We start from the raw sequence: 24,441 nt of genomic DNA on the forward strand, positions 1-24,441 counted from the left end.
GGCTGCCGATCGTGGGGAAACAATGCTGAGATTCATCCTAAGCCGTCTGGTGATGGCGCTTCCGACGATCGTGCTCGTCTCCGTGACGGTTTTTGCACTGATCCGTTTCATTCCGGGCGATCCGGCCGCCCTGATGCTGGGCGACATGGCGCAGCCCGATCAGATCGCCGCCATGCGCATCGAGCTCGGTCTCGACCGGTCGCTGCCGCAGCAATTTCTCATCTGGACCGACAATGCCCTGCATGGCGACTTCGGAAAGTCGATCGTGAACGGGGAGGCGGTCTTGCCGCTGGTAGCGTCGCGTTTTCTTATCAGCGCCGAGATCGTCGTCATCGCCGTGCTCCTGGCGAGCCTCATTGCCGTGCCGGCGGGCGTGATCGCCGCATGGCGGCAAAATAGCCTGACGGATCTGGCGCTCGTCGGTGGTGCAACGATCCTGCTGTCGATCCCCACATTCTGGCTGGGGCTGCTGCTCCTGCTGTTTTTCGGGCTGACGCTCGGCTGGCTGCCGGTCCTCGGCTATGTGTCGATCGGAGACAATCTGGTTGGCGGCCTGCTCTATCTGGCCCTGCCTGTCATGACGCTGGTCATTCACGAAATGGGTGTGCTGATCCGCATGGCGCGCGCCTCCACGCTCGAGGTCCTGCGTCTCGATTATATCACCCACGCACGCGCCAAGGGACTGTCTGAAAGTGCCGTCCTGTGGCGTCACACCTTCAAGAACGCCTTTGGTCCGACCTGGACGATGATCGGTCTGATCCTCGGCAATCTGCTCGGCGGTATTGCCGTTATCGAGACGGTGTTCACGATCCCCGGTCTCGGCCGGCTGATGGTAGACAGCATATTCGCTCGCGACTATCCGGTCATCCAGGGCTGTCTGCTCTTCGTTTCCCTTTCCTATGTGCTGGTCAATCTCGTGGTCGATCTGCTCTATCCCCTGTTCGATCCCCGGGTGGTTGCCGAATGAAGACGTTCACTCTCAACGGACTGGTCGGCGGCATCCTGATCGCCATCCTTCTGATCACCGCCGCGACCGGCATCTTCTGGACGCCCTTCGATCCGATGAAGCTCTCCTTCACGGCAAGGCTCGCTGCCCCGAGCGCTGAGCATCTGCTCGGAACGGATGAGTTCGGACGCGACGTTTTGAGCCGGCTGATGGTCGGCGCCCGGGCGAGTGTCTGGATCGGCTTCCTGACCGTGTGTTTCGCCACGCTATGCGGCACGATGATCGGCCTTACCAGCGGTTACGCGCGCGGCTGGGTGGATGGCGTGATCATGGCGATCAACAATGCGCTTCTTGCCTTTCCGGGCATGCTTCTCGCCCTTGGCCTGCTCGCGGTCTTCGGCGCCAACCAGTATGGCATCATCTTCGCGCTCGGCATTGCCTATACGCCATCGATGGCCCGTGTCGTACGCGGCACGGTTCTGTCGCTGCGTGAACGCGAATTCATCGAAGCCTCGCGCGTGATGGGCAATGGTGAACTCTACACGATGTTCCGCCACATCCTGCCGAATTGCGTTGCGCCGATCACCGTCCTTGCGACGTCGATGTTCGGCTGGGCCATCCTGTCGGAAAGTGCTCTCTCCTTTCTCGGGCTCGGCGTGCCGCCGCCGGCGCCGACCTGGGGCAACATGCTTGCCGCCGGCCGTCCGCTGATCCAGCAGGCCGTCTGGCTCGGTCTTTTCCCCGGCCTCTGCATCGCGCTGACGCTGCTCGGCATCAATCTTCTGGGCGATGCGCTTCGCGACAAGCTCGACCCGCGCATGAGGGGCCTGAAATGACGACGGATACTATGCTCAGCGTTCGCAACCTCTCGCTCGAAGTTGCAGGAACCGGCCACAAGGTAGTCAAGGACATCAGCTTCGACATCGCAGCCGGCGAGATCTTCGGCATCGTGGGCGAAAGCGGTTCCGGCAAGACATTGGCGACCCGCGCGCTGATCTCGCTTTTGCCGCCTGCGATCCGCGTTACCGGCGGATCGGTCGCCTACAAGGGCAGGGACGTCATGTCTATGCCGGATCGCGAGCTTCGCCGCCTGCGCGGAGCCGAGATCGGCGTGGTGTTTCAGGAGCCGATGACCTCGCTCAACCCGTCGATGACCATCGGCAGGCAGCTGGAGGAAGGCCTGATCCTCCATACGAAGCTTGCGGCGGAGGAACGCCGCGAGCGCATTCTCGACATGCTGCGCCGCGTCGGGATCCGCGATCCGGATGGGGCGCTGACCGCCTATCCGCATGAGTTTTCCGGCGGCATGCGCCAGCGCATCATGCTTGCCTCGGTCATGCTCTTGAAGCCGGCGCTGCTGATCGCCGACGAACCCACGACCGCGCTCGATGCCGTGATCCAGCGCGACGTCATGGAACTGATGGTGGACCTGACGCGCGCCGAGGGTACTGCGGTCCTGCTGATCAGCCACGACCTGCCGATGGTGGCGCGCTATACCAGCCGCATCGTGGTGATGGAAAAGGGCGCGATCGTCGAGCAGGGGCGGACGGAAGATTTGCTCGATGCGCCTCGGCATCCCTATACCAGAAAGCTCCTGTCTTCCCTGCCGTTTCGGAGTACGGCGCGGGCGATCGATGCGAACAGGGCGCCGATGGTGTCGGCGCGCAATGTCGTGGTCGACTATCCCGGTCGCAAGTCGCTGCTCAAGAAGGGCAAGCCGAAGCGTGCCCTGCACGGCGTCAGCATCGATATCCACGAAGGCGAAGTTGTTGCGCTTGTCGGCGGCTCCGGTTCGGGCAAGACGACATTCGGGCGTACGATCGCGGGTCTCGTTAGGGAAAGCAGCGGTCAGATCCAGTTTCGCGGGCAGTCGCGCGATGAAGACTGGAAGAGCTTCCGGCTCGATTGCCAGATGGTCTTCCAGGATCCGTACTCCTCTCTCGATCCGCGTATGACGATCCTGTCCCTGGTCGAGGAGGCGCTGCGGCTGGCCCCCGGTCTCGACGCCGCGGCCAAGCGCAAGCGTGCGCTGGAGACGCTCGACGAAGTCGGCCTGAGCGCGGCCTATGCCGATCGCTACCCGCACGAGCTTTCCGGCGGCCAGCGGCAGCGCGTGGCGATTGCCCGGGCAGTGGCGCGGCGCCCCCGTTTTCTCATTGCCGATGAACCGGTCTCAGCGCTCGACGTCACCGTCAGGGCTCAGGTGCTCGAGCTCTTCTCCGAATTGCAGAAGCGGCACGGCTTTTCCTGCCTGTTCATCAGCCATGATCTCGGCGTCGTCGAGCAGGTCGCCGATCGTGTCGTCGTCATGCAAGACGGCAGGATCATCGAGGAAGGAGACCGCGACACGGTTTTCGATTATCCGAAGGAAGCCTATACGCGCCGGCTTCTCTCGGCCATTCCCGCCCTCGATCAGAACGACAAGGGCGGCGTCACTCTCAAATGGCGCCTGGAGACGTAACGTGGAAACGCTTTCGAATTCCCACGCGATCGCCGAACGGCTGGCGGAAATCTGTAACGCCCAGCCCTTCGTGACACGATTTTCGGTTCGCAATCTGAAGACCGGCGAGACCATCGAACGCGGCGCCGATGAGGAAACTCCTTCGGCCAGCACCCGCAAGACCTCGATCATGATGGCGGCGCTGAAGGCCGTGCATGAAGGGCGGCTCGATCTGAACGAGCCGATCACTTATGAGGTCCGCCTCGCCGAGGAAGTGGCGAGCGGCATGTTCCGTTACCTGACGCCTGGGATCGTGATCTCCTTGCGCGACGCGATCACCGGCATGATGGTGCTCAGCGACAATGTCTGCACCAAAATGGTGTTCGAGCGGCTGACGCTGGAGGAGGTCGACGGTTACTGCAAGTCGATCGGCCTTGCCGGCACCCATCACCGTTTCCTCATCCCGCCGCTCGCGCTCTCGCCTGATCACGCGCTGAAGTCGGTAACGACGACCACGGCGCGCGACCAGACCATGCTTCTGCAGATGATCCTCGATGCGCAGACGTCGCCTGCCGTGCAGGAACGGCTCGGCACTTCGGCCGAACTCAGCGCCTATGCGTTGCAGACATTGAAGAACCAGATCCTGCGTTATGCCATCCCCTCGCGCCTGCCGTTCGGCACAGTGGTGGCGCACAAGGGCGGGACCGGCAAGCGCGGCCGCATGAACGCCGGCATCGTCTACCGCGACGGCACGCCCTTCTACATCATCTCCGCCTATACCGACGAGGTTCCGCAGGTCATGCCGGACGGTACCCCCGGTTACACAATGTCATTGGAGACGATCGGCCGGCTTTCGCGCGCCTGCTGGGACGGCTTTTTCCAATAATGATCAACAACAGAAAGAGGGTAGAGCAATGAAAAGATTTCTTCTCGCAGGCGTCGCCCTGCTGGTGCTTGCTGGTGGCGCCGCTGCACGCGACATCACGATTGCGCAAAGTTCCGATCTGCGCAGCGCCAATCCGGGCGTCAACCGTGACGGCAATACCGATGGCGTGATCCTGCACATCGTCGAAGGGCTTGTCGGCTATAACAACAGCGGTGAAGTGAAGCCGCTGATCGCCAAGAGCGTCGATACCTCTGCGGACGGGCTGACTTACACGTTCAGGCTTCGGACCGACGTCAAATTCCACAACGGCAAGCCGCTCACCGCAGACGACGTGGTGTGGAATTGGACACGGTATCTGAAGCCCGAGACGAAATGGGCCTGCCTGTCGGACTTCGCCGAAGGCGGTGCGGCGCATGTGACCGGGGTGGAAGCAGTCGACGCATCGACTGTCGAAATCAAACTCGAAAAACCCTCGGCCGTTTTCCTCGGGCTGATGTCGCGTCCGGAATGCGGCTATACCGGCATGATCTCGCCTGAGTCGCTTGCGGCGGATGGCAGCTTCACCAAGCCGATCGGCACCGGCCCGTTCATGTGGGACGAATGGAAGAAGGGCGAGTATATCCACCTCAAGAAATTCGCCGATTACGTTTCGCCGGCCAATGACGGCAAACCTGACGGCATGGTCGGTTCCAAACGGCCGCTCGCCGACGGCATCAAGTTCATGATCATCCCCGATCCATCGACCGTAAAGGCCGGCCTGGAATCGGGCGTGCTCGACACGGCCGAACTCTCGCCTGATCTCATTCCGGAGTTCAAGTCGAACCCGAATATGCAGCTCATCATCGCACGCAACAACGGCAAGAACCTGTTCTACATCCAGACACGCGACAAGGTGCTCGGCAATCCGCATATTCGCCGCGCCATGGCGATGGCGCTCGATCTCGACGAGCTGGTGGCCGCCGCATCCAACGGAACCGGCCAAGCGAACGGGTCGATGGTGTCGCAGGATTCCGTCTATTTCGACGCGACCCAGAAGCAGCGTCCGCCTTATGATCTGGAGGCTGCGAAAAAAGAGCTTGCCGCGGCAGGTTACAAGGGCGAGCCGATCTCGATCATCGCCAACAAGCGCGGCAACGTGCCGAGCTTCCCGGCCGCTGTGATGGCCCAGGCGATGCTGCAGCAGGCCGGTCTCAACGTACAGATCGAGGTCCTCGACTACGCTACCCAGGTCGATCGCCGCCGGTCGGGCAACTATCAGATCATCTCGCAATCGGTCGCGCCGCGTCTCGATCCGGCCCTGATGTATTCCTTCTATGTTGGCGACAAGGACAAGAACGCTTCGCTGATGTGGGATGATCCGAAGGCGATCGAGCTGATGAAGGCTGCCTATGTCGAGGCCGATCAGATGAAGCGGCAGAAGATCTTCGACGAGTTCCACGAACTGATGCTGAAGGAGATGCCCGGCATCTTCCTCTACGACATGGTCGATGTCTGGGGCGCCACGAAAAAGCTGAAAGGCCAGCCGGTCTGGCAATCGAACGCCCGTCTCTGGGAAGTGTCGGTCGACTGAAGTCCTGACCCGCGCCGCCGGCGGACGGCGGCGCGGGCAACTCAATTCCTGCGGAAAGTACGGCGCCCTGGCGGCGAACGGCTTCCTGCGCCCGAATGGCGCCGGCACAATACGAGGACGAGCGATGAACCACGATGCAGTGCAATCGATTGCCGCAACGATCGAAGCGATGAAGCCGGAATTCGCGATGCTGAGCGACGGCATCTGGGATTTCGCCGAGCTGAAGTTCGAGGAGAAACGCTCGTCGGAACTGCTGGCCAAGACGCTCGAGGACAACGGCTTCTCCCTTCGGCGCGGCATGGCGGGCATGGAGACGGCTTTCGTCGGCGACTTCGGTTCCGGCAAACCGGTCATCGCCTTTCTGGGCGAATTCGATGCGCTGGCCGCAATGAGTCAGGTCGCGGACGCTGCCGCGCACAAGGCTCTGGTCGACGGCGCCGCCGGACATGGCTGCGGTCATAATCTGCTCGGCGTCGGATCGCTGATGGCAGCCATTGCGCTCGCCCGATACATGAAGGCCAACAATCTACAGGGGACCGTCCGCTATTATGGCTGCCCTGGTGAAGAGGGCGGCTCCGGCAAGACCTTCATGGTGCGTGCCGGTCTATTCGACGACGTCGATACGGCGCTGACCTGGCATCCGGCGCCGTTCAATGGGGTGCGCTCGACCAACAATCTTGCGGTCATCGAATATTACTACCGTTTCAAGGGTATCGCCGCGCATGCGGCGAACGCCGCCCATCTCGGCCGGTCGGCGCTCGATGCGGTGGAGTTGATGAATGTCGGCGTCAATTTCCTGCGTGAGCACATGCCGCAGGACTGCCGCGTGCATTATGCGATCACCGATACAGGCGGTAAGGCGGCAAACGTCGTCCAGGCAAGCGCCGAGGTGTTGTATCTGATCCGCGCTCCGGAAATGAAGCAGGCGCTCGACCTTGCCGAACGCGTCGAGAAAGTGGCGCGCGGCGCCGCCATGATGACGGAAACGGAGGTGGAGATCGTCTTCGACACGGCTTCGACCAATCTCTTGCCGAACATCACACTCGAAACCGCCATGCACGCAAATATGACGGCGCTCGGGCCGATCGCCTTCGACGAGGCGGATCTTGCCTTTGCCAGGTCGATCCAGCAAACCTTTACCGACGAAGCGATCAGGAGCAGCATCCGGCTTTATCAGATCAAGGGCGATGTCTTTTCCAACGCGAAGATTGACGGATCGACACCACTGCATCTCGGCCTGCGTGAGTTCGAGGGCCATTCGCATTTCCGTGCGGGTTCAACAGACGTCGGTGACGTCAGTTGGGTGACGCCGACGGCGCAATGCTGGACGCCGGCCTGGGCGATCGGCACCAGCCCTCACACCTGGCAGGTCGTCGCCCAGGGAAAGAGCGCAGCCGCTCACAAGGCTATGGCGCATGCTGCAAAGGCGCTTGCGACAACCGGGCTCTCGCTGATGACGACACCCGAACTTCTGGCCGCGGCCAAGGCCGAATGGGCAGACAAGACCGAAGGGCAGGCGTATATCTGCCCGATACCCGACCATGTGATGCCCGGATCGGTTCATAGCCGGTAATGCGGTGAAACGATTGCGCTTGAGTGCCGCCAAGCTGTTTCCGTTGCCGAGGCGAGTCGATGGCAAAACAGGCGAGCTCGTTCGTGTAAACATCGATGAAGGCTGGCGACCGGCGCCCCCGCTTGTCATATAACTGAAAAACTTCTGACCTAACGAGGCTTTCAGCTTTTCGCTGAATGCAGCCATCGATTGGGAGTAACGAGATGTTGGAACGAGTTGGCAACGGATCTGAGGCCATCGTACTGAACCTTGGCTCCGAAGACGTGACCCATCGTCCGGCATCGGCGAAAACCCTCGACGCCAGCGAAATACGCAAGATCGCTCCGGCCGGCGACGGGCAGGCGATCGACATCTCCGCCGCGCGGCTGGGCTTCGTCGGGTCTACGCCGACCAAAAGCGCGATACTGGTCGATGCAAAGGCAAGCACGACCGAAACCGGTCCGGGCGCCGATCTCAAGATCGACCTCGATGGTTTGAAGAAGGTTGCTGCTTCCGAGTTCGGCAGCACGGTGCCCAACAATATCACTCACCTGTTCAATCCGACGATCCAGGCGATGGCCAACCAGTTTTATGGGGGAGACAGCGCCGAGGTCCGCGATCAGTTCAAGGCCGACGTCAAGGCGCTTCTCGGCCCGCTGCTCGACAAGATCGGCGCGGGAGAAATCGGGATCGGCGACCTCGCCGGCAATCTGGAGCGCCTGACATCGCGGTTGGCGGCTCCGGGCGGCAAGGAAGTCTGGGGCTACCGTCATGCGGTGCAGACGGCTCTCGAAGGCCTCGTCATGGGCGCCAGCCTGGTCTCGAAGTTGCCGGCCAATCCCGAATGGGACAAGAACGTCTCGCCGCTGCCCTCCAGCAATCTCGCCAGCTATTCGTTCAACGACGTCATGGCGGCGATCATGGTCGCCACCGGCCTGGCCGGCAAGGGGATCGCGGCGACCGGCGGTTCCGACAGTCGTTTCTTCATCGGCAGCGGCGGCGACGCCTGGATCGCCGAGCGCATGTTCGGCACCAAGGACAATGGCTGGAGCAAGACCATCCAGGCGCTCGACCTGCCTTATATCGACAGCGAATATCTGACATCGAGCCTCAAGAAGATGGGACTTGTCATATCGGGCTCGGATGCCATCGCGCCGGTCGTCGAGCGGCCGATCGACGACAACGACGTCCTGGAAAGCAAGGTGCTGCGCGGCTACGCTCCGTCGACCGCCTATGAGCCGACGCTGAAGAAGCTCGACGAACTCAAGTACGGCATTCTCGGCGAGGCCGTGAAGAACGTAAACCGGGATTTCGTCGCGCCCGACAATATGGACCACCTCGACCGGTTGACGCCCGAGCAGAAGGCGACGCTGCTCTACGATCTCATCGAGATCAAGCAGCAGTTCAACGGCTATATGAACCAATATGGCGACAGCGTTCCGGATGGCGAGCGTGTCGGCAAGGACCTCGACGCACGGATCGAAAAGCTGACGGCCGATCCTGCGACGCAGCAGCATCTCTCGGACATCTTCGCGAGCGGTATGAAGGAATATCTGCAGCGCCCGGAGAATTCCGATCTGCTCACCAACATCGAAGACGCCTATCTGATCGATATCGGCGGCGGCAAGGCGATCGACCGGGCGCTCGGCGCCGGCAAGAGCTTCGAAGACGCCCTGAAGGATTATTATTCCGAGCTCAACACGCTCGTCGATCTCCTGCCTCAAGACTATATCGATGCGCATCTCGGCGCCGCGAACGTCACCTTCGCCAACATCGTCAAGGAACACTATATCGGCGACGGCCAGGGCGTCGATCTCCAGCCGTTGCTGTCGGGGCCGGATGATGCCTTCGTGCCCGGTGCGACGAATGACGCCATCAGCCAGCTGGCAAACAAGTTCGCAGAGGATTTCATCAGCAAGAACGGCCCGGCGGACGGCGGCGAGACACTGAAACAGAACCTCGCGCAGGACATAGCCCGCGACGTCGACGGTGTGCTGCGCATGGTGCGCGGCGGCATGAAGCTCGACGACGCACTCGCCTCCTTCAAGGATTCGCTCGATCTGCCGCGCCAGACCCGGACACCCGCCGGCATCGATGCCGAGGTGTATAAAGCCGGCCTCGTCCATGCCGTCCAGATGCTCAGCATGTCGAGCGTGCTGGTGGCGCGCGGCCTCGGCGTGGGCGGCAAGTGGACGCTGGCCGATATCGCGGCTGCGGTCGGCTCGGCCACACAGATCGTCGGCATGACGATGGAGGGGCTCGGCAAGAACCTCGACGTTGCCGGCAAGCCGTTCAGCGCCTTCGGCAATGAGCCGGGCAGTTGGGGCAGGGGTATCTCCATGAGCTTCTCGCCCAAGACGATGGAAGCGGCGGGCAAGATCCTCGGCGCGGCCGGCGGCCTCGCCATGGCGGGCCTCGGCTTCTACTCGGCGTCGCGGTCGATGAAGGCCGGCGACCGCGCCAAGGGCGCCCTCGAAATCATCGGCGGGATTGCCGGCACTGGCAATGCGCTCATCGGCTTCTCCGAGGCGATGCTCTATCTGACCAATGCCATGTCCCGCGCCTTCTCGGGGCTCGGAACCGTGGCGCCCGAAGTGGTGACCATCTTCAGCAATGCCGCCAAAGCCGGCCTTGCCGCGGCCGGACTGGTCACCGGCCTCATTGCCTCAGGCGTCGGGCTGGCGCTCGGCCTCTGGGATATGGCCAATGGCGTGAAGAAGCTCGACAAGATGGAAAAGCAGCTGAACGAGAAGCTGGAGCGGTACATGGGCGAGTCCGTGCATCTCGAATTCCGGCCGGATCCATCGTTCATCTGGTGACGCATCGCGGCCTCGCTCGTCGAGGCGATCGCCGTCCTTCCCCCGCAAATCTCTCCGTTGCCGATCGTTCAAGGCACGTGAAGCGCGCCGGAGCAGCCGCGTCACCGCTCCCGCAATTTCCTCAAGCTGTCCAATTTGCGCACGAAACCGGTAGGGGTTGGTCGATCTTTGCATCCCAGACTTGAATTATTTTTCAAAGACCGTTCATATGGTGAATATCGGGTAAACGACCTCATCCGCAAAAAGCGGAAAAGAAAACAAAGGGAACGCATGTCATCGATCGCACCAGCATCCTCGGACAACGATACGGTTTCTTTTCTCCGGTTAAATGCCGATTCCAGTTCGAAATCCGAAAACTCCGCAAGCCAGGGCAAGACCACGAGCACCACGGTCAAGAAAACATCGCCTTTTGCCTCTGATGGGACGACGACGGCAGGCCTGACGATTTTCTCGTCCACATCGGGACAGACGTCCAGCCCGAAGTTCGTTTCGCTCGCCGGTACGTCGAACGGCGATTCCAGCCCTACCGCACCGATCCAGTCCGTCATCGATCTCCTGTTCAATTCCGATTTCATGAACGAAATCAACCAGGGCTTCATGGAAGGGCTGAAGGACAAGGACAAGTCCTTCGAAAGCATCGACGTCGTCAAAAACCCTCAGAACTATACCGCCGAGCAGAAGCTGATCATGTATCTCGATCTGCTTCAGACCAAGGCGACCTTCGGCAAATACAAGGACAGCCTCGGCGACAACCAGCGCGGCATCTATAACGACCAGGAGATTATCAAGGATCTCGACAAGTCGATCGCCATCCTCGGCTCGGACCCCGATGTCAACTCGCTGATGACGGAGAAGGCGCTGAAGGCCTTCAAGCTGATCTTCTCCGGTTATCGCGTCGCGCCGGCCGATACGAACAAGGATCCTGCCGACATCATCAACGATACGATCGCGCGCGATGAGAAGATGAAGGACCTGCGCCAGAAGGTCGAAGATGCCTTCGAGCACGATATCGTCAATGGTGGCCTGCTGAACGACGGCCTGAAAGCCGGCAAGGACGTCACCACCATTCTCAAGGAATATAATGCCGCGCTCGGCTTTTATTCCATGGTGCTTCCCGACGATTTCGTGAAGCAGCGCTCGGCGATCGCCGACAAGACCTATGCCGAATTCTTCGACAAGAACGTGCTGCCGACGATCTCCGATCCGACGACGGCGCTCGATGGCCTGATCCGGATGGGACTTGCAGGCGACAAGACCGAGCGGGAGTTGAAGGGGCTGGGCTCCATCCTGCCGGTGGTGGATTCCGACCAACTGCTCGGGCGCGGCGGCAGCCTGTTTGCCGATCTCAAGATCGACCTCGATGGTTTGAAGAAGGTTGCTGCTTCCGAGTTCGGCAGCACGGTGCCCAACAATATCACCCACCTGTTCAATCCAACGATCCAGGCGATGGCCAACCAGTTTTATGGGGGAGACAGCGCCGAGGTCCGCGATCAGTTCAAGGCCGACGTCAAGGCGCTTCTCGGCCCGCTGCTCGACAAGATCGGCGCCGGAGAAATCGGGATCGGCGACCTCGCCGGCAATCTGGAGCGCCTGACATCGCGGTTGGCGGCACCGGGCGGCAAGGAAGTCTGGGGCTACCGCCATGCGGTGCAGACGGCTCTCGAAGGCCTCGTCATGGGCGCCAGCCTGGTCTCGAAGTTGCCGGCCAATCCCGAATGGAACAAGAACGTCTCGCCGCTGCCCTCCAGCAATCTCGCCAGCTATTCGTTCAACGACGTCATGGCGGCGATCATGGTCGCCACCGGCCTGGCAGGCAAGGGGATCGCGGCGACCGGCGGTTCCGACAGCCGTTTCTTCATCGGCAGCGGCGGCGATGCCTGGATCGCCGAGCGCATGTTCGGCACCAAGGACAATGGCTGGAGCAAGACCATCCAGGCTCTCGACCTGCCCTATATCGACAGTGAATATCTGATATCCAGCCTCAAGGGCATGGGGCTTTCCATGTCGGGGCTGATGAAGACGCTGATGCCGGGCACGGATGTGATTGATCCGATCATCGTCGACGGCAAGACCGCCGAGGAGGCGATCAAAAAGATCATCGCCCCGAGCCTGGATGCGCTGGCGGAAACCCTATTCAAGGGCAACGCCGAAGCCATGGCGCAGTACAAGACCAATTTCACGACGATCTTCACCGCCCTCTGGGCGACGATGCGTCCGGGCGGCAGCGTCGAGACCATCAAGGCCGAACTCGGCAAACTGATCGACAAAACCGCCACCTCCACGCCGGCAGGGGTCGATCCGGTCAAATACAAGGCGGCGCTATCCTCCGGCGTGATGTCGGTGCTGACGGCCTCCCGTTCCATCTATGCCGGCCTCAACATGACCAGCCCGACCTGGGACAGCATCGGCGTCGTGGTTCTGCATGCCCTTGGCGCGCTGGCTCACATGGGCAGCGCGCTCGGTTCGGCGATCAAGGCTTCGAATTTCTCGCTGCTGGATGGGATCGGCTCGCTCGTCGGCGTTTCCGACGAACTGGCGCGGGCGCAACGCAGCGTGCTTTCCGCCTTCTTCAAGAATACCGGGACGACGATCGGCGCCGTTGCCGGCGTTGCCTGGCTGCCGGTCGAATATTACCAGTTCCTGCAGGGGCTTACGAGCGGCAAGGGCGATCCGGTCGATCTGATTTTCATGGGGATCGGGACTGCGGCCGACACGATCGGCGCGATCGAGGGCCTGGCCGGCGTTGCCAACATGCTGGTGAATTCCACTTTCCTCGGGCGCACGGGCGCAACGGTAGCGCTCGTCTCCGGCGGCTTCTCGTTCGCCTTCGCGGTCGCCGGCGCGGTGTCCTGGGCGGCCTGGTCGGGTTATACCATCTACCAGAGCATCAAGCAGGAAAAAGCCTTCCACAAGCAGACCGACATGGTGAACGACATGCTCAAGCGCACGGTCAACGACACCGTCGGCATCTATGCCAAAACAGGTCCGATCGTCGGCGCCAAGGGCGGCATGAACCCCGCGCCCCGCGAACCGGAACAGCGCGAGCTTACGCCTGAGAATTGGGATGCGATCACCGCCGACGTCGAGAAGCGGCGCGGTACGGCGGTGGGCTGATCCCGAGCGATTTCATGGCGCCCGATATCTGAATATTCACAGGCCCGGCCGGCTCATTGCCGGCGGGACTGTGAATATTATCTTGCAATAATTTAAAGTATAAATTTTATGCGCAATCTGGATATTCGCTGCGTTTTGTGGACAAGAAACATTGCATTATAATATAATAGGAAGCAAATTTACCTAGGAAGATCGTTAATTCTAAAAATTAACCATCGGTTAAGTTTATACAATTGACCATCCGTTTTTTTATCCATATCAAAACATGCATTCATTTTGATAACTCCTTGATGGAAGTGCTCATATGGCCGTAGATGCAGTGAATTCCGACCTGAACCTGGCGCCTGCGAACCCTGTCTCCGTGGAGCTGACGACCAATAAGACGGATTCCACGGGCACCACCGGCAGCACGACGAAAAAGGTCGATCCCAACAGCGAGAGCGAAATTCTCTCCGCCGCTGTCGACGCCTTTCTGCCAGGCATGATTTCCAACACCCTGATGCTGAACAACTCGCTTTTCAATTTCGCCAAGGAGGCGATCGACGAAGGCAGCGACGAGTAGCGTTTTCCGTTCATCGCTTGCAGTTGACGTGTACCGAGTTGAGGAATTGCAATGAGTGGAGAAGAACTTTCCGGCCGCGCCTTCACGCCGCCCGTCGATGGCGTATCGACAGGCAATGTCCTGAAGACTTCGGAGATCGTGGCGGAGCGGATCGGCCTCCAGCCGACGGATTTCACCGGCTTCAAGCCAGCCGAGCTCGCATCCATTCCGAATACCCAGAGCCGCAAGATCGCGCCTGAATCGGACGCCGTTCCCCCGTCCTACTCGCCGGAAGGCAATACGAGGCCCTCCAGCATTCTCGACCGGCTGTCGGCATTCTTCATGCCGGTGGGCGGAAACGGCCAGCCGGAGACGCCGCTCGTGCGGTTTGCGACTGATAAAACTCACAGCGGGCCGAAGATCGAAGACATCGCCACCTCGATCGACCGGCTGGAGAAATCACAGCAATTCGCGACCGGTACGACGCTGCTGTCGTCGCTCACTCAGTCCGTGATGTCGTCTTCGAAACGACTGACCCAGGGCCAGTGAACGTCATGATCGCATCGGCCCATTCGAGATCATTGCTCTCTTCGTCTGCACGCAAGGTCCTTCCAAAGACGGCCCTGCTTGCCCTCTGCCTCTTCCTTGCCGCCTGCAGCCAGGACGTGTTGACGGGGCTCGACCAGCGCGATGCGCTGGATGCCCAGGTCCTGCTCGAACGTGCGGGGATCGCTGTCACGATGAAGAGCGAAAAGGGCGGGACATATGCGATCACCGCCAATTCCGCCGACCATGCCCGGGCGATAGAATTGCTCGCCGGCGCCGGCCTGCCGCGCCAGTCGTTCGGAAATGTCGCCGAGCTTTTTCCCGGCAACGGCTTCCTCGTGACGCCTTATGAGCAGAAGGCGCGGATGAGCTATGCCATCGAGCAGCAGCTCTCAGAAACGCTTTCGGGGCTCGACGGTGTTGCTTCGGCACGCGTGCATGTGGTGCTGCCGGAAGAGAATGGCCGCGGGCTCATCAAGGAGAAGGCACGGGCTGCGGCCGTGCTGCAATATCGCCCCGGCGCCAATCTTAACGAGATCGACATGAAAAGCCGATCCGTTCTGGTCAACAGCATCCGCGACCTCTCCTATGAGGATGTCTCGGTGGTGGTCAGCCCCTGGTCGGAGGTCGGCGCGCCGTCGGCTCCAACGGCGGCGGCAGCGACCGCGCCGGAGCCAACCGCGACGCCGGCACCCGCCGCAGCGCCGCTCTCGATGGTGCAAAGCGCCCTCTCGGCGTTCAAGGGTCCCAATCTGGCCGTGATCGGCGCAATCATCCTCGCCATCGGCGCATGCCTGCTGCTGTTATTGCCGCAGCGGAAGGAGCGCTGAGCATGCGCACGCCGCGTTTCGACGGCGAGGCGATCTCGAATGCGGCAAAGCTCCGCAAGTCAGCCTTGCTCTCCGCGGATATCCCGACGGCCGCGCGATGGGGTGCGATCGGGCCGCTGCTTGCGGGTGGGACGTCTCTCTCGCCTCGGCTGCATCGGCGGCTTTTTACCGAGATCGCGGAAGCCCATGGCGATCCCGCCACGTTTCCCGACGACGCCCGCCGCCTGATTGCCATGACCGCTGGCGAACGCGCAAAGGCGGCACTCTCGGCGGGCCTCGCCTATCATCTCGCAGCCTTCTGCCCCGCGGTCGATCGCCCGACCCTTGCGAACCTCAGGGCTGTTTACGGCGAGGAAGCGGTCGCATTCGCTCTCGGCCACATCAATCTTTCCGCGGCAACGCCGCCGCTCGATCTCTTGAGCCAGGAGGCAAGCCGTATCGTCGAGGCCGATGGCTGGTCCATGCTGGCGCTGCTGGCCGACGAATACCGGATCTCCCCGGCCTGGCGGTCGGCGGGCTGGCGCGACATGGCGGAAAACGGTTCCGCTTCCCTCTTGAAGAGCCCGGCGCTCGCTTTGGCGGCGGCCGCTGTCGATGAAGTCGCCTCCATACAGGAAGGCGCCGGACGATGAGCTCGGAATTTGCACGCCACGACCGCATCATTCCGGCTGAAAATTTCGGCCAGATCAGGGAGGCGGCACAAATTCTGGAGGCTGCCCGCCGGGATGCCGCCCAATCCCAGGCGACACTTGCAGCCGCGAGCGAGCAGGCCGCCCAAAACGGCTACCGCGATGGGTTCGAACAGGGCGTTCGTGATGCCGCTGCACGGCTTGCCGCCTCTCTCGGAAAAGCCGAACAGGAGATTTCCAATCTCAACGGCTGGATTGAGGCCGTGGTTCTGAAATCGGTCGGGTTGATCCTCGGATCGATGGAGGCCGACGAGCGCACGAGGAGATTGGTTCGTCATGCCATCTCTCAGACTGCCGAGGCCGAGGAGGTCGCCCTGCACGTCGCCCCCGAGGACGCCGCCATGATGGCCCGGGCGATTGCGGATATCGACCATCGCATCACTATCGAAACGGATCCGCTGATGTCGTCAGGTGAGATCGTCCTAGAGACATCGGCGGGACGAAGCCAGATCGGCCTGAAAGACCAGCTCGCCACCGTGATCGAGGCCCTCGTTCATGGCTGACGCATTGCTTCGGATGGAACGGACGCTCGAACGGGCGGAAGTGCGGCGGCAGAGCGGCCGGGTGAAAAGTGTTTCGGGCCTGCTGGTGCGGGCGGTCATTCCTTCGGTTCGGATCGGCGAGCTTTGTGAGCTGCATGAGCCGGGCAGGGGCCGCATCGGCCTTGGCGACGTCGTCGGTATCGACGGCGAGATGGCGCTTCTTTCGCTTCACGGCGAAACCCGCGGTATCTCCCAGCGCACTGAAATCGTCCCGACCGGCCGGGAACCGGCGGTCTCCGTCGGCAATTTCCTGCTCGGCGCAATCGTCGACGCGCATGGCAATCTCCTGCGTCCTTCCGCCAACCCTGCCGGCGACGATGCGCGCTTCCTGCAGCCGCTTTATGGCCAGCCGGTCGATCCCTTGTCACGCCGCCCCATCCGGCAGCCGTTTACCTCGGGAATTGCCGCCCTGGACGGACTGCTGACCTGCGGTCAGGGCCAGCGCATCGGTATTTTCGGCGCACCTGGCGCCGGCAAGTCGACGCTGGTGTCTGAGATCGTCGCCAACAGCAAGGCCGATGTGATCGTCTGCGCCCTGGTGGGCGAACGCGGACGCGAGGTCGGTGAATTCGTTGCCGGCAACATGCCGGAAGGTGTTCCGTCGAACGTGGCGCTGGTGGTCGCGACATCGGATCGCCCGGCGCTGGAGCGCTTCAAGGCGGTGATGACGGCAACGGCGATTGCCGAGTATTTTCGCGAGCAGGGAAAACATGTGCTGCTCGTCATCGACAGCGTCACCCGCATGGCGCGCGCCTTGCGCGAAGTGGGGCTCGCCGCAGGCGAACCGCCGGTGCGGCGCGGTTTTCCACCCTCCGTATTCGCGGTCCTGCCGCAGATCTTCGAGCGCGCCGGAAACAGCGCAAACGGCACGATGACGGCGTTCTATACGGTTCTCGTCGAGGGCGAGGAACAGGACGATCCGATCGCCGAGGAAACCAGATCGCTGCTGGATGGCCATATCGTGCTCTCGGACAAGATTGCCAGAGCAGGCAATTTTCCGGCGATCGACGTGCTGGCCAGCCGAAGCCGGACGATGAGCGCAGTGGTCAGCGAGAGCCATCGCCAGGCCGCCGACAGGCTGCGCTCGCTGCTTGCCCTCTATGACGAGGTGGAATTGCTGATCCGCGTCGGCGAATATCGCCAAGGGCGGGATGCGGCCGTTGACGAGGCCGTCGCCAAACACGGGCTTATCAGGCGCTTCCTGTTTGACGGCCAAGGCAAGCCGCAGCCGTTCGGCGCGATCGTCGAAGCGCTCGAGGAGCTCGTCCGATGAATATCGTCGCGCCCGTTGGGTCCCGGTCGTCGACGGCCGAGGGCTTCTTTTCCCGATCCGTCACGACGATGCGCGCCGCCTGGCACATTCCGGTCCGTGAGCAGGCGCTTTCCATTCGCCCGTTATCCCCCGATATCGCGGCAAGACGGATCGCCGATCCGGTCGCTGTTCTCTGCCGTATCGGTGAGTGGGAGCAGACGCTGGTCGCTTCGGCTGGAGCGTTGCGGTTGGTGGCTGAAAGGCTGGAACCGCTGCTGCTCTGGGAAAAACTGTCGCCGCATGAAAAGGCGGCGGTAGTCGAACATCAATTTGCCGAGGCCTTCGAGGCGATCGAGAACAAGATCGGCATCGGCCTTTCGCTGCTGCGGATCGGCACCGAGCCGGAGCCGGATTTCAACGGCAATTTCGGCTTCGAAGTGGGCTGGAACGGCATGAGCCTGCCCTTGAGCGGCCGCTTCGACGAGGCTTTTCTTGGTGGGCTGGTCGGCTGGGCGAGCCGCCTGCCGCGCCGCACCCTCGATTCCCTGACGACGACAGTCAGTATCCGGTGCGGTTATGCCGTGCTGTCGGTCGGTGAGATCAAATCCCTGCGACTGGGTGACGGCATCGTCATCGACGGGGCGGCGACAGAGACCGTCATCGCGATCACCGGGGAACGTTACCTTGCAACCTGCATGCGATCGGACAAGGGCGCGGTGCTCTCGGAGCCGCTTCTGTCGACGCCAACCGGACCAATGAGGCATTTCATGACGAATGAAACCGTCGATCAGGAATTGCAGGGCGAGCCGCGTCCGTCGCCTGTCGACAGCATCCCGATCAAGCTCGTCTTCGATGCCGGACGGATGGAGCTTCCGCTTCGCACGCTCGAGACGATCGGCGAAGGTTATGTCTTCACGCTCGACCGGCCGATGACCGACGCCGTCGACATCATCGCCCAGGGCCGCGTCATCGGGCGGGGTGAAATCATCTCCGTGGATGGATTGAGCGCCGTTCGCGTGACAGTGCTGCACGACTGATGGAACAGACCTTTCCCCTTGCCCAGAGCCTCGTGGCGATGGCGGCGATCTCGATGCTGCCCGTCATTGCCGTGATCGCGACATCCTTCACCAAGATTTCGGTCGTCCTGCTGATCGTGCGCAATGCGATCGGCATCCAGCAGACGCCGCCGAACCTGCTGGTTTTCGCCATCGCCATCGTGCTCTCCGCATTCGTGATGAACCCGGTATTGCAAAGCAGCTGGCAATTGCTGCTGGCCCATAGCGGCGATTTCGGCACGATCGGCGGCATGGCGGACGGCATGGTCAAGGTGGCGGCTCCGCTCAAGGATTTCATGCTGAAATTCTCCGACGCCGAGGTCCGGGACTTCTTCGTGCAGGCATCGCAGAAGATCTGGGCGAACGCGCCGGCAACGCCCATCGCCTCCGACGATATTACCGTGCTGACGCCGAGCTTCCTCGTTTCGGAACTGACGCGGGCATTTGAAATCGGGTTCCTGATCTATCTACCCTTCCTGATGATCGATTTCGCCGTCTCCGCCATTCTCGTGGCGCTCGGCATGCAGATGATGTCGCCGACTGTCGTTTCCACACCGCTCAAGCTGCTGCTCTTCGTCTCGATCGACGGCTGGCGGCGATTGCTGGAAGGTCTGGTGCTGTCCTATGCGCAGTAAACATCCCGCCTTCACGCAAGCACCAATTCGGGCGCCAGCCGTTTCCAGCGGAAAGGCTTGTCATGGGTGAGGATCAGGTCGCCGCCGAAATCGGCATGTCAGTCATGGCGACCTTCGCCTTGGCCGGTCCCATTCTGGGCCTGGCGGCAATTCTCGGGCTCGTCATCGCCATTTTCCAGGCCGCCACACAGATCCAGGAACAGACCATCGCGCAGATCGTCAAGATTTTCGTGATCTCCATCGCCCTGCTGCTGTTCGGCCGAGTGCTGGCGACGCCGCTGATCGAACATTCCATTCATATCCTCAACGATTTCCCGACCATGGTTCAGTGAGGCGAGGCGGATGGGGCCGGATCATCTTCCGCTCGTCGGCATCGAGGTCGCGGCACCTGCCGCGGCGATGCTGGGAGCCGCCCGCGCGCTCGGTATCCTGCTGATCTTCCCGATCTTCTCGCTGTTCAGCATCGTCGGCATCCTGCGTTTCGGGCTGGCGATCGGCCTTTCGGCGCCCTCCGTCGCCTTCGCCTATTCGGTGCTGGCGCTCGGCGATACGTCCTGGTTCGATCTTGCCGGTCTTGCGATCAAGGAACTCTGCTTCGGGGCGCTCATCGGCATGGGGCTCGGCATTCCCTTCTGGGCGGCCCAGGCAGCGGGCGACATGACCGATGTCTATCGCGGCGCCAATGCCGCCAATCTCTTCGACCAGATCAACGCGCTGGAAACCGCACCGCTCGGTTCGCTGATGATGTCGATCGCTCTGGTAATTTTCGTCAGCGCCGGCGGAATGATCGATCTCATTGCTATTTTCTACAAATCCTTCGAACTCTGGCCGCTCTTCAAGCTGATGCCCGCCATGCCCGACGACCCGCTCGACATGATCCTCGGTGTTTTCGGCCGGCTCTTCAAGGCGGCCGGATTGCTCGCCGCCCCGTTCATGATCGTCACCTGCGCGCTCGAATTGTCGCTGGCCTTCGTCGGCCGGTCGTCCAAACAGTTCCCGCTGAACGACAGCCTGCCCGCCATCAAGAACTTCGCGGTCATGGTCATCCTCGTCATCTACACGGCCTTCATCTCCAGCTATTTCCACGATCTCTGGGTCGATGGCTTCAACGAAGTGAAAGCCATGCTGGAGGTGACGCATGGCTAAAAATGACGATACCGAGGAGAAAACCCTGCCGCCGAGCCGGGTGAAGCTCGATCGTCTCCGGCGCGAGGGGCAGGTTCCGCGCTCGAAGGAAATCCCCGTAGCGATCTCCGTCCTCGCCATCGCGGTCTATGTCACCTGGGGATTGCAGGGCATCCTCGCGGATTTCGCCCGCAGTTTCGATTCCGCCCTGCAATCCTCCGCCCGAACAGACCTCTCCGACGCCGTCACCGTCGGCTTGAGCGAAACCGGCGTGGCGCTGCTCGATCTCATCTGGCTGCCGCTGGCGATGGGGCTTGCTACGACCATCGTGGTCTCGATCCTCGACGCGCAGGGGTTTCCCGTATCTTTCAAGCATATGAGCTTCGATTTCACCCGGCTCAATCCGTTCGACGGCATCAAGAGGCTTTTTTCGCTCGCGAGCATCGCCGAGTTCATCAAGGGGCTCGTCAAATTTGTCTTGCTCGCCGCTGCCGGCGGCGGCGCGATCCTCTATTTCCTCAATGCCACCTTCTGGGCGCCCCTTTGCGGGGAGGCGTGTTCGCTCTCCACGGCAGCCCATCTTCTCGGCTCGATCCTGGTCATTGCCGCCGGCATCATGGTGGCGGCGGCGTTTTTCGACATCCGCATTTCACGTGCGCTGTTCAAGCATGAGCATCGCATGACCAAGACTGAGGCCCGGCGGGAATACAAGGATACTCAGGGCGATCCGAAGCTGAAATCGGCGCGCAGACAGATCGGCGCGGAAATGCGCAGCAGCCCGCCGCGCAGGCAAGGGCCAGACCAAAAATGAAAAAGCGGGAGCTTGAGGCGCCCGCTCGATCTTCACTTTGTCGTTCCGGTGGACGTCTCAGACGCCCGATTGGTTGTCACCCACACGCGTCCAGTTCTTCACGTTGTCCAGCGTGATATCGGACAGGAACTTTACGCTGGCAAGCGAGCTGTCGGTGCGGAAGACGTTGCTGCCGTTGGAGAACGAGCCGCCATCGATGGTGACGTCGGCATCGATCTGCTTGCCGCCATTGGTGCGCACGAGCGTGGTGAAGCCGTCAGCGACGAAATCCTTCAGATAGAACGTCGTGTCGGCATTGATCTGGAAGATCTTGTCGGTCGCACCCTTGGCAGAGCCGCCGATAATGCTTACGTCGCCCGCACTTTTTACCGTCAGCGCATCCTCGCCGACATTCTGCCAATTGACGTTTTCGAGTGTCGCGCCGCCATAGACATGAATGCCGTCGGCGCCGTTCTCGCCGAGATCGACATTCCTAAGCGTCGCGCCGTTCTTGAGAATGAACAGCGGCGATTGGGTTTCGGACTGGCCGCCATCGCCGAGCTTGGAAGAGGCCGTATAGGTCGCGCCCTTGCCGTCGAACACGCCCCCATCCACGACGATCGGCTCGTTGACGACGATGACGTCGCCTTCCTTCGAGAGGCCGGACTTTTCCGTCGTGGTCTGCAAAACCGTGGTCTGCTTCTCGTCGGATGGATCGACCTTCTTGGTGTCGGAAGAGCCGGGCGAAACCGTCTCGATCTCGGGCGTTTCGCTCACCTTGAAGGGTGTGACCGGATCGGTCATCCCGTTGTCAGGCTTCTCAGAGTCGGGCTGCCAGTTGATGAGCTTGCGCAGCACATCCTTGAAATCGGAATCCATGCCGCTTTCCGACGTTCCCCGCGACGTCGGCACATAGGAGGTCAGCATCGGCGGGTTGCCGGAGAGATCTTCGAAGGGTGAGACCTTGCGGATTCGGCTGGTGGTGAAATCCGTGTTCTGGGTGCGGTGCGAGCCCGTGTCGATCTTATTACCGCTGCCGTGGCAATCGGACTCAACGTCGAAACGGGAGATTCTGTCGAAGTCTATGGGCTTTTGTCCATCTACGCCATACATTGCATTCATCCCCTGCTGGTCTCTTCTACTTCAAGTGTTTATGCGCTCGACCTTTGTCTTGATCCGGCAGCGTTCCGGATTTGCCCGACCTCTCCAACCGTGTCGATCGTGATATCCCTGTCGATTTCCTCCGCCGCCAGCACCGGAATGCGGCAGTTGTGGTGGATCATCAGCATCTGAGTGGGAAGACGAAGCTCGCCTGGCATGACAATGACTGGGTCGAGCCCGCGTTCATTGGCGTCGGCCAAGGCAGCTCTGGTTTCTTCGGCGAGAAGGCGCAATTTTTCGCCGATCTCGATCTTATCAGCCGTTCGGCCCACCTCTCCATAGGATCGGACGAAATGGTCCCATTCGGCGGGAAGCACCAGTGCCGGCAGCAATCCGCGCCGGTCGAGAAGCCCGAAGGCAATCTGCTTGACCAGTGCCGCGCGCGCCATTTCGGCCAGGGCGTCCGGCTCGTGATCGGTGCCGGCATGCAGCATCACTTCCAGAAGTCCGCGCGGCTGGGACAGCGTCACGCCGGAATCCAGAAGCCGTCGGACGACCGCGACCGTCAGCATCAGCGGGACCTGGGTGGCGACATCAATCGCCAGTTTGCCGAGACGCGGTTCGAGGCTGCCAAGCCATTGCGCGGCGTCGTCGACGCTGAAAAGCGCGCCGATATGGCGGCGCACGATGCGCACGATATCGTCGGCGATCTGTTCGGCCGTTCGTTCCGGGCCGCATTTGATGAGGCCGGCCGGTACGTTTTCTACCTGGAGATGAATGAGATCCTCGGCCATGCGGGGATCGGCGTTGAACGTCGGCACCGTCACGGAGACGCCGACGGCGCGCGCCGCCATGCGGATACGCCCGTCCAGCATTTCGCCGAGGCTCATCGTTTCAAGCCGCGCCAGCGTTTCCACGGAGACTGTCGCGACGACGGGATCGCCATATTTCGTCCTGTCGAGCGGATAGGAATTGGCGCTTTCCACCGCATTCGCCGATCCGGTTGCGGGCTGGCCCGTGCGCCGGCGATGAACCACGAAGGCAAGGCCCGCCAGGCACACGCCGATCACGCCGAGCACGCCTGTGGGAAATCCCGGCACGAAGCCGGCGCATATCGTCAGGGCGGCGGCAATCGCCAAAGCGCGCGGTTCGCGGAAGAGTTCGCGGCCGATATCGCTGCCCAGGCTGTCGTTGCCGTCGTCGGAAACACGGGTCACGACGATGCCGGCGGCGACAGCCATCAAAATGGACGGGATCTGCGAGACCAGGCCGTCGCCGATCGACAGCAGCGTGTAGAGGTGGGCGGCTTCGGCAAAGCTCAGGCCCTTCTGGAAAATGCCGATCGCCAGGCCGCCGATGAGATTGACGGCGACGATCACCAGTCCGGCGACGGCATCGCCCTTGACGAACCGCATCGCGCCGTCCATCGCCCCGAAGAACTGGCTCTCCTGTTCGAGGCGTGCCCGGCGCTTCTGCGCGACTTCCGTGCTGATATGGCCGTTGCGCAGGTCGCTGTCGATGGCCAACTGCTTGCCCGGCATGGCGTCGAGCGTGAAACGCGCGCCGACTTCGGCGATGCGCTCCGCGCCCTTCGTCACCACGATGAACTGCACCAGCGCCACGATCAGAAAAATGATCAGGCCGACGACGACGTTTCCCGAAACGACGAAGTCGCCGAAGGCCATGATGATCTCGCCGGCATCGCCGTCCGCCAGCACGAGCCGGGTGGAGGAAATCGTCAGGGCCAATCGGAAGAGCGTGCCGATCAGGATGACGGCCGGAAAAGTCGAGATTTCGAGGACGCTTTTCAGATAGGTCGTGGTGATCAGCACCACGAAGGCGAAGGAAAGATTGAAGGCGATCAGCACGTCCAGAACGATTGTCGGAAGCGGCAGCACCATCATCGTGACGACGGAGGCGAAAAACACCGCGAGCAGCATGTCCGTGCGCTGCGCAAGCATGGCGATGGCGGATGACCTTACCTTCATGATCCGGCTTTCGACGCCAT

22 protein-coding genes are annotated in these 24,441 nt (G+C 61.5%); 19 read left to right on the forward strand and 3 right to left on the reverse strand.

Translation table 11 applies throughout. The annotated features are described in order from the left end of the window. The first annotated feature begins 22 nt into the window (after window positions 1-22). The 7 genes from ATY78_RS27305 (at window position 23) to ATY78_RS27335 (ending at window position 10,213) form a co-directional block, all read left to right on the forward strand. On the forward strand, window positions 23-967 hold the full coding sequence (locus ATY78_RS27305; RefSeq protein WP_088685418.1) for an ABC transporter permease: 945 nt from the start codon (window positions 23-25) through the stop codon (window positions 965-967). Beyond that, a complete protein-coding gene (locus ATY78_RS27310; protein ID WP_088685419.1) occupies window positions 964-1,782 on the forward strand; it encodes an ABC transporter permease in 819 nt (272 codons plus the stop codon). Before ATY78_RS27305 ends, ATY78_RS27310 begins: the two co-directional genes overlap by 4 nt. Beyond that, window positions 1,779-3,407 carry an ABC transporter ATP-binding protein gene (locus ATY78_RS27315; RefSeq protein ID WP_088685420.1) on the forward strand — a complete coding sequence of 543 codons (1,629 nt, stop codon included), beginning with the start codon at window positions 1,779-1,781 and terminating at the stop codon, window positions 3,405-3,407. Before ATY78_RS27310 ends, ATY78_RS27315 begins: the two co-directional genes overlap by 4 nt. A gap of 1 nt (window position 3,408) precedes the next feature. Then, window positions 3,409-4,272, forward strand: a complete 864-nt coding sequence (locus ATY78_RS27320) for a serine hydrolase (RefSeq protein WP_190237539.1) — start codon at window positions 3,409-3,411, stop codon at window positions 4,270-4,272. A gap of 28 nt (window positions 4,273-4,300) precedes the next feature. Next, a complete protein-coding gene (locus ATY78_RS27325) occupies window positions 4,301-5,842 on the forward strand; it encodes an ABC transporter substrate-binding protein (protein ID WP_088685421.1) in 1,542 nt (513 codons plus the stop codon). Window positions 5,843-5,966: 124 nt separating this feature from the next. After that, window positions 5,967-7,415: a M20 family metallopeptidase gene (locus ATY78_RS27330; protein ID WP_088685422.1), complete on the forward strand. Its 1,449-nt coding sequence runs from the start codon at window positions 5,967-5,969 to the stop codon at window positions 7,413-7,415. Window positions 7,416-7,618: 203 nt separating this feature from the next. After that, window positions 7,619-10,213, forward strand: a complete 2,595-nt coding sequence (locus tag ATY78_RS27335; protein WP_088685423.1) for a hypothetical protein — start codon at window positions 7,619-7,621, stop codon at window positions 10,211-10,213. 101 nt (window positions 10,214-10,314) lie between these two features. Here ATY78_RS27335 and ATY78_RS28945 read toward each other — a convergent pair whose 3' ends face one another. Continuing rightward, on the reverse strand, window positions 10,315-10,761 hold the full coding sequence (locus ATY78_RS28945; RefSeq protein ID WP_245313641.1) for a hypothetical protein: 447 nt from the start codon (window positions 10,759-10,761) through the stop codon (window positions 10,315-10,317). Window positions 10,762-10,786: 25 nt separating this feature from the next. On the opposite strand from ATY78_RS28945, the gene ATY78_RS27340 reads away from it, so the two are divergent. From ATY78_RS27340 to ATY78_RS27395, 12 genes are all read left to right on the forward strand, one after another. Then, window positions 10,787-13,327: a hypothetical protein gene (locus tag ATY78_RS27340; protein WP_245313642.1), complete on the forward strand. Its 2,541-nt coding sequence runs from the start codon at window positions 10,787-10,789 to the stop codon at window positions 13,325-13,327. 304 nt (window positions 13,328-13,631) lie between these two features. Then, window positions 13,632-13,889 carry a hypothetical protein gene (locus tag ATY78_RS27345; RefSeq protein WP_088685425.1) on the forward strand — a complete coding sequence of 86 codons (258 nt, stop codon included), beginning with the start codon at window positions 13,632-13,634 and terminating at the stop codon, window positions 13,887-13,889. A 51-nt stretch (window positions 13,890-13,940) separates the two neighbouring features. Beyond that, window positions 13,941-14,417, forward strand: a complete 477-nt coding sequence (locus ATY78_RS27350) for a hypothetical protein (RefSeq protein ID WP_088685426.1) — start codon at window positions 13,941-13,943, stop codon at window positions 14,415-14,417. Beyond that, window positions 14,414-15,244 carry a type III secretion inner membrane ring lipoprotein SctJ gene (gene sctJ, locus ATY78_RS27355; protein ID WP_088685427.1) on the forward strand — a complete coding sequence of 277 codons (831 nt, stop codon included), beginning with the start codon at window positions 14,414-14,416 and terminating at the stop codon, window positions 15,242-15,244. The genes ATY78_RS27350 and sctJ overlap by 4 nt, the downstream gene beginning before the upstream one ends. Before the next feature lie 2 nt (window positions 15,245-15,246). After that, window positions 15,247-15,876 carry a hypothetical protein gene (locus ATY78_RS27360; protein ID WP_088685428.1) on the forward strand — a complete coding sequence of 210 codons (630 nt, stop codon included), beginning with the start codon at window positions 15,247-15,249 and terminating at the stop codon, window positions 15,874-15,876. Further along, complete coding sequence (gene sctL, locus ATY78_RS27365) at window positions 15,873-16,436, forward strand: type III secretion system stator protein SctL (protein WP_088685429.1); 564 nt, start codon at window positions 15,873-15,875, stop codon at window positions 16,434-16,436. The genes ATY78_RS27360 and sctL overlap by 4 nt, the downstream gene beginning before the upstream one ends. Further along, window positions 16,429-17,748 carry a FliI/YscN family ATPase gene (locus ATY78_RS27370; RefSeq protein WP_088685430.1) on the forward strand — a complete coding sequence of 440 codons (1,320 nt, stop codon included), beginning with the start codon at window positions 16,429-16,431 and terminating at the stop codon, window positions 17,746-17,748. The genes sctL and ATY78_RS27370 overlap by 8 nt, the downstream gene beginning before the upstream one ends. Then, window positions 17,745-18,764, forward strand: coding sequence for a type III secretion system cytoplasmic ring protein SctQ (gene sctQ, locus ATY78_RS27375; protein WP_088685431.1), 1,020 nt, complete (start codon window positions 17,745-17,747; stop codon window positions 18,762-18,764). The genes ATY78_RS27370 and sctQ overlap by 4 nt, the downstream gene beginning before the upstream one ends. After that, a complete protein-coding gene (gene sctR, locus ATY78_RS27380) occupies window positions 18,764-19,417 on the forward strand; it encodes a type III secretion system export apparatus subunit SctR (RefSeq protein WP_088685432.1) in 654 nt (217 codons plus the stop codon). Before sctQ ends, sctR begins: the two co-directional genes overlap by 1 nt. A 62-nt stretch (window positions 19,418-19,479) precedes the next feature. Continuing rightward, window positions 19,480-19,749: a flagellar biosynthetic protein FliQ gene (locus ATY78_RS27385; RefSeq protein ID WP_088685433.1), complete on the forward strand. Its 270-nt coding sequence runs from the start codon at window positions 19,480-19,482 to the stop codon at window positions 19,747-19,749. 10 nt (window positions 19,750-19,759) lie between these two features. Next, window positions 19,760-20,563, forward strand: a complete 804-nt coding sequence (locus ATY78_RS27390; protein WP_088685434.1) for a flagellar biosynthetic protein FliR — start codon at window positions 19,760-19,762, stop codon at window positions 20,561-20,563. Further along, window positions 20,556-21,353, forward strand: a complete 798-nt coding sequence (locus ATY78_RS27395; RefSeq protein ID WP_088685435.1) for an EscU/YscU/HrcU family type III secretion system export apparatus switch protein — start codon at window positions 20,556-20,558, stop codon at window positions 21,351-21,353. The genes ATY78_RS27390 and ATY78_RS27395 overlap by 8 nt, the downstream gene beginning before the upstream one ends. A gap of 57 nt (window positions 21,354-21,410) precedes the next feature. On the opposite strand, the gene ATY78_RS27400 is transcribed toward ATY78_RS27395, so the two are convergent. After that, window positions 21,411-22,445 carry a pectate lyase gene (locus tag ATY78_RS27400; RefSeq protein WP_088685436.1) on the reverse strand — a complete coding sequence of 345 codons (1,035 nt, stop codon included), beginning with the start codon at window positions 22,443-22,445 and terminating at the stop codon, window positions 21,411-21,413. A 38-nt stretch (window positions 22,446-22,483) separates the two neighbouring features. After that, complete coding sequence (locus ATY78_RS27405) at window positions 22,484-24,421, reverse strand: flagellar biosynthesis protein FlhA (RefSeq protein ID WP_088685437.1); 1,938 nt, start codon at window positions 24,419-24,421, stop codon at window positions 22,484-22,486. Between the last annotated feature and the right edge of the window lie 20 nt (window positions 24,422-24,441).

The organism is Rhizobium sp. R635, assembly GCF_002211285.1.
Taxonomy (GTDB): domain Bacteria; phylum Pseudomonadota; class Alphaproteobacteria; order Rhizobiales; family Rhizobiaceae; genus Rhizobium.

What these genes read in the sequence shown, in the direction of transcription:
- ATY78_RS27305 (WP_088685418.1), top strand. Translation starts at nt 23, where the DNA reads ATGCTGAGATTCATCCTAAGCCGTCTGGTGATGGCGCTTCCGACGATC.
- ATY78_RS27310 (WP_088685419.1), top strand. Translation starts at nt 964, where the DNA reads ATGAAGACGTTCACTCTCAACGGACTGGTCGGCGGCATCCTGATCGCC.
- ATY78_RS27315 (WP_088685420.1), top strand. Translation starts at nt 1,779, where the DNA reads ATGACGACGGATACTATGCTCAGCGTTCGCAACCTCTCGCTCGAAGTT.
- ATY78_RS27325 (WP_088685421.1), top strand. Translation starts at nt 4,301, where the DNA reads ATGAAAAGATTTCTTCTCGCAGGCGTCGCCCTGCTGGTGCTTGCTGGT.
- ATY78_RS27330 (WP_088685422.1), top strand. Translation starts at nt 5,967, where the DNA reads ATGAACCACGATGCAGTGCAATCGATTGCCGCAACGATCGAAGCGATG.
- ATY78_RS27335 (WP_088685423.1), top strand. Translation starts at nt 7,619, where the DNA reads ATGTTGGAACGAGTTGGCAACGGATCTGAGGCCATCGTACTGAACCTT.
- ATY78_RS28945 (WP_245313641.1), bottom strand. Translation starts at nt 10,761, where the DNA reads ATGACGGACTGGATCGGTGCGGTAGGGCTGGAATCGCCGTTCGACGTA.
- ATY78_RS27340 (WP_245313642.1), top strand. Translation starts at nt 10,787, where the DNA reads ATGAACGAAATCAACCAGGGCTTCATGGAAGGGCTGAAGGACAAGGAC.
- ATY78_RS27345 (WP_088685425.1), top strand. Translation starts at nt 13,632, where the DNA reads ATGGCCGTAGATGCAGTGAATTCCGACCTGAACCTGGCGCCTGCGAAC.
- ATY78_RS27350 (WP_088685426.1), top strand. Translation starts at nt 13,941, where the DNA reads ATGAGTGGAGAAGAACTTTCCGGCCGCGCCTTCACGCCGCCCGTCGAT.
- ATY78_RS27360 (WP_088685428.1), top strand. Translation starts at nt 15,247, where the DNA reads ATGCGCACGCCGCGTTTCGACGGCGAGGCGATCTCGAATGCGGCAAAG.
- sctL (WP_088685429.1), top strand. Translation starts at nt 15,873, where the DNA reads ATGAGCTCGGAATTTGCACGCCACGACCGCATCATTCCGGCTGAAAAT.
- ATY78_RS27370 (WP_088685430.1), top strand. Translation starts at nt 16,429, where the DNA reads ATGGCTGACGCATTGCTTCGGATGGAACGGACGCTCGAACGGGCGGAA.
- sctQ (WP_088685431.1), top strand. Translation starts at nt 17,745, where the DNA reads ATGAATATCGTCGCGCCCGTTGGGTCCCGGTCGTCGACGGCCGAGGGC.
- sctR (WP_088685432.1), top strand. Translation starts at nt 18,764, where the DNA reads ATGGAACAGACCTTTCCCCTTGCCCAGAGCCTCGTGGCGATGGCGGCG.
- ATY78_RS27385 (WP_088685433.1), top strand. Translation starts at nt 19,480, where the DNA reads ATGGGTGAGGATCAGGTCGCCGCCGAAATCGGCATGTCAGTCATGGCG.
- ATY78_RS27390 (WP_088685434.1), top strand. Translation starts at nt 19,760, where the DNA reads ATGGGGCCGGATCATCTTCCGCTCGTCGGCATCGAGGTCGCGGCACCT.
- ATY78_RS27395 (WP_088685435.1), top strand. Translation starts at nt 20,556, where the DNA reads ATGGCTAAAAATGACGATACCGAGGAGAAAACCCTGCCGCCGAGCCGG.
- ATY78_RS27400 (WP_088685436.1), bottom strand. Translation starts at nt 22,445, where the DNA reads ATGTATGGCGTAGATGGACAAAAGCCCATAGACTTCGACAGAATCTCC.
- ATY78_RS27405 (WP_088685437.1), bottom strand. Translation starts at nt 24,421, where the DNA reads ATGAAGGTAAGGTCATCCGCCATCGCCATGCTTGCGCAGCGCACGGAC.